This is a genomic window from Aeromonas sp. s12 (genome assembly GCF_040907925.1).
In the GTDB taxonomy this organism is placed as follows: domain Bacteria; phylum Pseudomonadota; class Gammaproteobacteria; order Enterobacterales; family Aeromonadaceae; genus Aeromonas; species Aeromonas veronii.
The window spans coordinates 1-6,756 of the sequence record NZ_JBFOCT010000020.1 but is presented as its reverse complement, the minus strand read 5'-3'; the positions used below and the strand labels follow the sequence as shown (position 1 = coordinate 6,756).

Below are 6,756 nucleotides of genomic sequence, written 5' to 3'. Positions count from 1 at the left end.
GGCGAATATCGACGCCGCGCTGGCCCGCTGTGATGCCGATAATCCGGTGTTTTATGAGGATGAAGTCGATATAGACCTCAATCCCAAATTAGGAGCCGACTGGATGTTCAGAGCGCAGCAAAAGCGGGTTGTCACACCGGGGCAGAATGCCAAGCATTATCTGGCAGGCGTTCTCCACGCAGGCAACGGAAGGGTACTTTACGTCAGCGGGATCAAGAAAAACTCATCGCTGTTTATTGCCATGCTGGAAAAGCTGCGCCACCACTACCGACGAGCCAAAACCATCACGTTGATCCTCGATAACTACATCATTCACAAAAGCAAACAGACCGAGCGATGGTTGAAGAAGAATCCCAAGTTCTGCCTGGTATTCCAGCCAGTTTACAGTCCTTGGGTTAATCACATCGAACGGCTGTGGCACAAGTTACATGAAACCATCACGCGCAATCATCAATGCAGAGGGATGGCAAACCTGCTGGCCCGAGTGAAACACTTCATGGATACCGTGTCTCCTTTCCCGGGGAATGGCTATGGCACAGCGAAGGTGTAGCACTATTGGGATCAGTTATTTAGTTGCTATTCATCGCCGCCCCGTCACCATACTATGTTATCGCCTCTCACCGTCAGAACGCTCACGGTCAATAGTTGTCAACGGTGCATTGAGTTGATGTTCTTTCATCCCATGCTTGTATGCATTGTATTGCCAGATCACAAACTGCTGTTTGTATCTCCGGTTCTCCTCTTTAAGCTCCTCGATTTCACTTTCAAGATTCACAATCCTTGCAGCTGCGATGTTCAAACTAGCTGGACGCGGATTTTTGGGGCCACGGCCTTTAAGCGCCTCTTTCTTTGTTTGATAGGCAGTCACTATTGCCTCATGCGCATTAAGGGACTGTCTTGACGGCAACTTTCCGACCAATGGCTCTGCCGCCTCACAGATTGCCGACCAGGAGAGTTTTGGTTCCTGCCATCCTCGAATTAGATTCACGATGGCATGAATGTCTCTATTGTCTAGATGCTTAGCCAAGGCCTCCCCCTAACAAGGTTTTCAAATCATCTAACATCACAGCTTCTTCGCTTTCTTTGCCTTTTTTCTCAATGGCCTCAATAGACTTTTTTTCAGCAACACGGCGAAGCTGGCTGAAATCATTGCCACGGAGCTTAATCTGGGCACCATTTTCAATGTCTGGATTCTCTAAAATAGCTACTAGCTCCCGAAGCCGGGTGACGGTTTTCTTGTGGTACTGATACCAGCGATCAGCACCCATCTCGCCGCTTTCAACTGCCGCATCAGCGAGAAAAAACAGTCGCTCCGACTTCTCCAGACGTTTCTTAATTCGATCCAACTTTTCTGTATCATCGCCTTTGATACAAACTTGCTCAGTACAATTGACGCAATCTCGGAACTTCTCGCAGGGACTCATGGTGTAATCATGCACACAGTAGCCATACTCCGTCACATGGACTGCGGCATGCTCTAATGTATTGAACTCCTGCATAGTCACGGGCAGATGCTTTGCCACCTCGCCAACAGGCCCAAATAGCGCTTTTGTGGGGTCTAGGCGTTCGGCCATGCCAACCAGTTCGTATTCGGTCATGTGGTTGTAGGTTCGATTTTGTTTCACATCAGCCCGCCCTGACCACTTGGCAATTTCCAGGTTTGACAGTCCACCACGCTGGGCAATGGTGTTGAGCAGGTGTCGAGCCTGATGCGAGGTCAATTTGACCCGTTCTCCGTTTTCAGTACGGTAACCATGGCGATCAAAGATACTGGCATGTTTTCCATCCAGAGCCTCACGAGGAGCCAGATCATGGTTGAAGAAGTTATTGGTTGGCTTATGTAATTCAACCGGAAGGCATCCCCGATATCCGTGGAACTGATTTGCATTCAGTGCAAACAAGGCGTCGCTGTACCTAATCCCCCTCTCTTTATCAAACCACGGGAAGCCTTCTGGCAAACGCGCCATAGTGTGTTGCCACAGGCTATTTAGCGTATGCACACCATTTTTTGGGGCTAACCCTCGACTATAAAGAGAGGTATGGCATTGCTTTCTGGATTCACAGACAAGGCCGAGTGCCATACAGGCCTGCTCCATAGTCAACAGCTCATCATCAGCGACATCAGGGCAGTTAGCATGGCGGTAAAATTTATCCGGGTGTTTCTCTATCCCCTTGGCCAGTTGTCGGGCATTTTCAGATAGCATTTTAGCTCTGGCGACGGCGGTTTTAGCGACGCCGACCATCACGGTTGGAATCCATTTGATGTCGCCTTCATAGCCTTTCCCCGCAAAAAAACGCCAGCCGTAGCGTTCTATCCCTTCACGATCCGTTTCAAATACCTCGCAATCCGCAGGCAGTGCTAACACCTCCGAAATGCGTGACGGTGCTGACATCAGCATGGCAAATACCGATGTTGTGAATATGTCTCGCTCATGAATTGGGTCGTTGGCAAAAATTTCTGCCAACGCATTGAGGGCAATATCACTTGGAAGTTTCTTTTCCCTATTTTTCTTCGCCTCTCTACCTGTTTTATTCTTGTCGTCAGCACGCTTAATTGGATTGACCCAATTGTGCACTGCACTTGATACAAGCTGGTGTTCGACTACAAACTTAGCCAGCCGCTCAATCTCTCGACCGCATTGATATGCTGAGCCATCTGAGTAGTGCTGCCTTGCTAATTCAGCGGCTTCATCAAGCACGGAAATCGACAGGCCCTCAATATTTGCGCTCCCAGTTACTTGAAGCAATGCAGCCTCAACCGCTCGGAGCGCCTTACTTTCATTCTTTGTCCCCGTGAGACGATGCCCCTGCTGGTAACGGAAATAGGCTTTGGCGAAATCAATGAACGCTGGGTCTTGTACCTCTTGAGGTTTAGGTTTGCGAGTAGTGATGCCCAACTTGGAAAACACAGTTATGTTTGGCCAAACAGGATCTTCCCACTTGAGGTCAGAACCAAATACGGTCAGTTGATGTCGGCACTTGGCTATGAATGCTTCAAGATTATCTGTTGCTGTCAGCGTAGCCTTTGGCTTGAACTGGAAAGTCTCAGCCATTGGTAATTAATCCCTGTTGGCTAAGCTCTTCACGACGAGAAGCACAACGCATGATCACGTCTGCCACCGCGATGATGCTACGATCAAGCACAGCAGCAATCTGGATGTCGCCAGTTATCTCTTTCACCCGTTCACGCTCATTAAGCAAGCCCTGATAGACATCTTTATGTGGGCCATCCAGCCATGGCTGAAAATGCATGCAAGTGTAGCAAGGAATCGGGACATTCGCGCCACAAAAGCCATGTTCGCCACAAGTACCAACACCCTGACCCATCTCGGTCCGAATACGGCTGGTAGGATCGTTCCCTCGCTGAGCATCCCTCTCTGAATCGACAAGTACCCCGACAAATGCCTGAGCGTATGGCGCCAATTGAAGCCCAATCGCCTCATCCAGCTTTTTCACATGCTCGGGGATATTTTTGACGTAAACACCTGCGTTTTGAGTATCGGAATGGTCAAGCAGTTCCGCTATTACCAACTCGCCAAAACCCTCACGGGCAGCCCGTGTGCCCGTGGTATAACGAAAACGGCGAGCATTGATATTCAATAGATCACCAGTACGTTCTGACCGGATATCTGATTCTTCTACGATTAAGTGGAATGTTTTAGTTATCACTGAAGCGGCGATATGGAGTTTGTCAGTGGCAATCAGTTGACGGAATTCATAAGGGGATTGGATGGTCGCTAGCACATCAAGATCAGGAAACAGAGGGATCTGCTGCCGGTCAGCTTCCTGCAATTCAATCCCGAGACGATTCTCAACCAGAGCAACAGCATTCTTTGCCTGAGCACTCAGGACTGCCCATAGTTCGAGAGTCATCGCATAGGGCTTGAAGCGTTCGCGAAAAAAGCTATTACGTTGCTTGGCTCGCGGCACATTCAATACATAGAAGGGTTCACCCTTTTCATTTTCTCCGCAGAGAATATCAACCACGCGCAGCTGCGAGATCTGGATTGAGCGACGCCCCGTATGACTGACGCTAAGAGCCATAGCCAACTGAGCAATGGTAATTAAGCTCTTTTCATAAGCTCGTACAACCGCCTCGTTGAACGCTTGAAGTTCATTATCCGTCAACGGCCCCTCTAGAGGATCCAATCGCTTAACCGCATCCCCCTTACGCACCCCTTTTAGCCTCCATCCATCAAGTAAACACACCACGTTCTTGCTAACACCGGAATAACCCAGCTTGTGCCACTGTCGCAGGAAGGTGCGAACAACACCTAACCGATATTCATGAGCCGCATCCAAAGAAGACCTGTATCCAATCAACATGACATCGTCAATACGAGTAGCTTTAGTTGCACGAATCATTGCTAAGAAACACCAGAAACTACTATGTACGTGAGCAGCAGACATGTTCCTTGCATAAAATGACAGTGTATAAAGAGCCCCCTTCAGAGACTCTGGTTCCAGAAGTCCATGTAGCACTCCAACCGGAATAGAGGTGTTTTTATCTAGCCGCCATTTTTGATCATGCAGCATAAAATAGTATCCGTTCGCCCTTGCCGAGATTCGCTCGGGATCTAATGCTGGTAAGATGCTATTCGTCATCATTCTTCAAGTCCTCAGGCAAGCGAGTACCGTTAGCTTTTTGTAATGCCAAAGCGGCCTCAAACCCTTTTTGCTGAATGAAACGCTTGTTGTAAGTCGCTGCGGTTCCTGAGCCCGCCCTCCAACCCATTAAGTACGAGCGGACTTGCTCTTGGCGTTCCTCGCTGACTTGCTCATCCATGGCATCCATTCGCTCTGAAAACTTGCGATTCCATGTGTGACGGAGCGAGTGCCCTGTTGCTGCATACAATTGCGGCGAAACGGCCCTGACCACGGTAAATATTTTGTGATACCCCCCCTTGGAGATAGGGTTTCCCACAGTTGGCCCACGCTTGTAAGTCACGAACAGGTAGTCATTTTTCTTCGCATTTCGGACATTACGACGATCTTGGGTGATATAACGATGCAGTTCTTGAACTAAGGATTCAGCCAACGGTAATAGCCGCTCTCTAGTTTTAGCATTAGGCTCATTGGTTCTCGAATCCGCTCGTTCATCTGCTCGCCTCACGACACGGATCCTGTTCGTGCTAAAATCGATATCCTGTATTCTGATGTTTAACAATTCACCACCTCGAATACCAAGATAAAACAGAAGCAAGATCATCAGTCGATTGCGACGCTGGACATCTATTGAGAAAGGGTTTGACTCTGATCCAGGCTGGATGAGTTCAAATAGTGCATCCAATTGAACATCACTCAATGACCTGTCTTGCAAATCACTGTTTCTGCCCTTTTTAGACGGTCGCCGCATCTTTGTCTGCTCCGCCATGGCATTGATCTGTTCAACAACTTCCAATTCTGGCGTCTTTAAGATATGCATCGCATACCAGCGTAAGTAGTTGGCAAAGGTTGTCAGCCGAGAATGCTGTGTCCCGTTATCAACGGTATTGATCGTTGCATCTTCCAACCAAGGTTTAGAGGGCACCATCAATGGCTTCTTTCCTTGCTTGCACTGAGCAAAATCGCGCAGATCGTCCAGCTCATGTGGCTTAAAGAAGTCTTTGTTCAAAAACCGCTGCTCAAGGTTAATGCCTCGACGATCTACAAAGCGTAACAACAAGACTAGGCGGGAATTCAGATAATAAGTGCGACACTCATGGATGAATGGCGAGAGGTGGCCAACTGCTGATTGGTGGTACCCTTCTGCTCGCCAAAGTAAAAGCAGTATCACCATGAGCTATCAGCAGTTGACCGAGGGGCAACGATACCAGTTATCGGTGCTTCGCGCACAGGGGATGTCCATCCTTGCCACCGCACGCGCCATTGGCGTTCATCGCTCCACCCTCTACCGGGAGCTGCGTCGTAACGCCGGGCCGCAGGGCTACCAGCCAGACAATGCGCATCAGCACGCCACCCACCGACGGGCCAGTGCGGCCAAATCTCGGCTATCTGCCGATGTCATCCAGTTTGTCGAGCTGACACTCGCCTGGTGGTGGAGCCCGGAGCAGATAAGCGCGGTGGGCAAGCAGATAGGCCTCATGGTGAGTCACGAGTGGATATACCGCCATGTGGCCGCCGACAAAGCCCGGGGTGGCCAGTTGTACCGCCATCTGCGCCAGGGCCACAAGCGCTACCGCAAGGGGGCGAGCAGCCTGCGTTCTCCCATCAAGGAAGCCCGCTCTATTGATGAACGGCCGGCTATCGTCGATAGCCGGGAGCGGCTCGGTGATTGGGAGGCGGACACGGTGCTGGGCAAGCAAGGCACAGGTGCACTGGTCACCCTGGTGGAGCGCAAGAGCCGGCTCTATCTGGTCAAGCGGGTCGCGAGCAAACAGGCTGGGGTGGTGCGGGATGCGATAATCGAGATGTTAACTCCCTACATCGAGCAGGTGCATACCATCACCTTTGACAACGGCGGCGAGTTTGCCGAACACAAGGCGATAGAGGAAGCGCTGGGTGCCGAGACTTACTTTGCGCACCCTTACTCTTCGTGGGAGCGCGGTCTGAACGAGAACAGCAATGGGCTGTTGAGGCAGTTTATCCCAAAGGGAACAGACCTGAGAGAGGTCACGGACGAGGATGTCAGGAGAGCGGAGCAGTGGCTCAACCTACGACCTCGGAAATGTCTCGGATTCAGGCAGCCTGTCAAGGTATTCGAAGAGTACCGTCAGGCGGCATAGGCGAGTGTCGCACTTCGAAGTTGAATTCGCG

5 protein-coding genes and 1 pseudogene are annotated in these 6,756 nt (G+C 50.4%); 2 read left to right on the top strand and 4 right to left on the bottom strand.

The window, feature by feature from the left end; translation table 11 throughout:
* Positions 1 to 550: pseudogene (locus AB5Y67_RS09550) on the top strand (IS630-like element ISAhy2 family transposase); the annotation flags it as partial.
* Between the two features lie 57 nt (positions 551 to 607).
* Here the strand turns inward: AB5Y67_RS09550 and AB5Y67_RS09545 are convergent.
* The 4 genes from AB5Y67_RS09545 to AB5Y67_RS09530 all read right to left on the bottom strand — a co-directional run bounded on the left by AB5Y67_RS09545 (position 608) and on the right by AB5Y67_RS09530 (position 5,614).
* Positions 608 to 868 (bottom strand): hypothetical protein, encoded by a 261-nt coding sequence (locus tag AB5Y67_RS09545; protein ID WP_081250417.1) that lies wholly within the window; start codon positions 866 to 868, stop codon positions 608 to 610.
* A gap of 151 nt (positions 869 to 1,019) precedes the next feature.
* On the bottom strand, positions 1,020 to 3,053 hold the full coding sequence (locus tag AB5Y67_RS09540; RefSeq protein ID WP_010635907.1) for an integrase: 2,034 nt from the start codon (positions 3,051 to 3,053) through the stop codon (positions 1,020 to 1,022).
* Positions 3,046 to 4,608, bottom strand: coding sequence for a site-specific integrase (locus tag AB5Y67_RS09535; RefSeq protein WP_042889248.1), 1,563 nt, complete (start codon positions 4,606 to 4,608; stop codon positions 3,046 to 3,048). Before AB5Y67_RS09535 ends, AB5Y67_RS09540 begins: the two co-directional genes overlap by 8 nt.
* On the bottom strand, positions 4,595 to 5,614 hold the full coding sequence (locus AB5Y67_RS09530) for a tyrosine-type recombinase/integrase (RefSeq protein WP_368207692.1): 1,020 nt from the start codon (positions 5,612 to 5,614) through the stop codon (positions 4,595 to 4,597). The genes AB5Y67_RS09535 and AB5Y67_RS09530 overlap by 14 nt, the downstream gene beginning before the upstream one ends.
* A 163-nt stretch (positions 5,615 to 5,777) precedes the next feature.
* Here AB5Y67_RS09530 and AB5Y67_RS09525 point away from each other — a divergent pair, with 163 nt between their 5' ends.
* Positions 5,778 to 6,725 (top strand): IS30-like element ISAs2 family transposase, encoded by a 948-nt coding sequence (locus tag AB5Y67_RS09525; protein WP_019706001.1) that lies wholly within the window; start codon positions 5,778 to 5,780, stop codon positions 6,723 to 6,725.
* Positions 6,726 to 6,756: the final 31 nt, after the last annotated feature.

Bases quoted from the DNA above. Each gene is read 5' to 3' on its own strand.
- AB5Y67_RS09540 (WP_010635907.1), bottom strand. From the start codon at position 3,053: ATGGCTGAGACTTTCCAGTTCAAGCCAAAGGCTACGCTGACAGCAACA.
- AB5Y67_RS09535 (WP_042889248.1), bottom strand. From the start codon at position 4,608: ATGATGACGAATAGCATCTTACCAGCATTAGATCCCGAGCGAATCTCG.
- AB5Y67_RS09525 (WP_019706001.1), top strand. From the start codon at position 5,778: ATGAGCTATCAGCAGTTGACCGAGGGGCAACGATACCAGTTATCGGTG.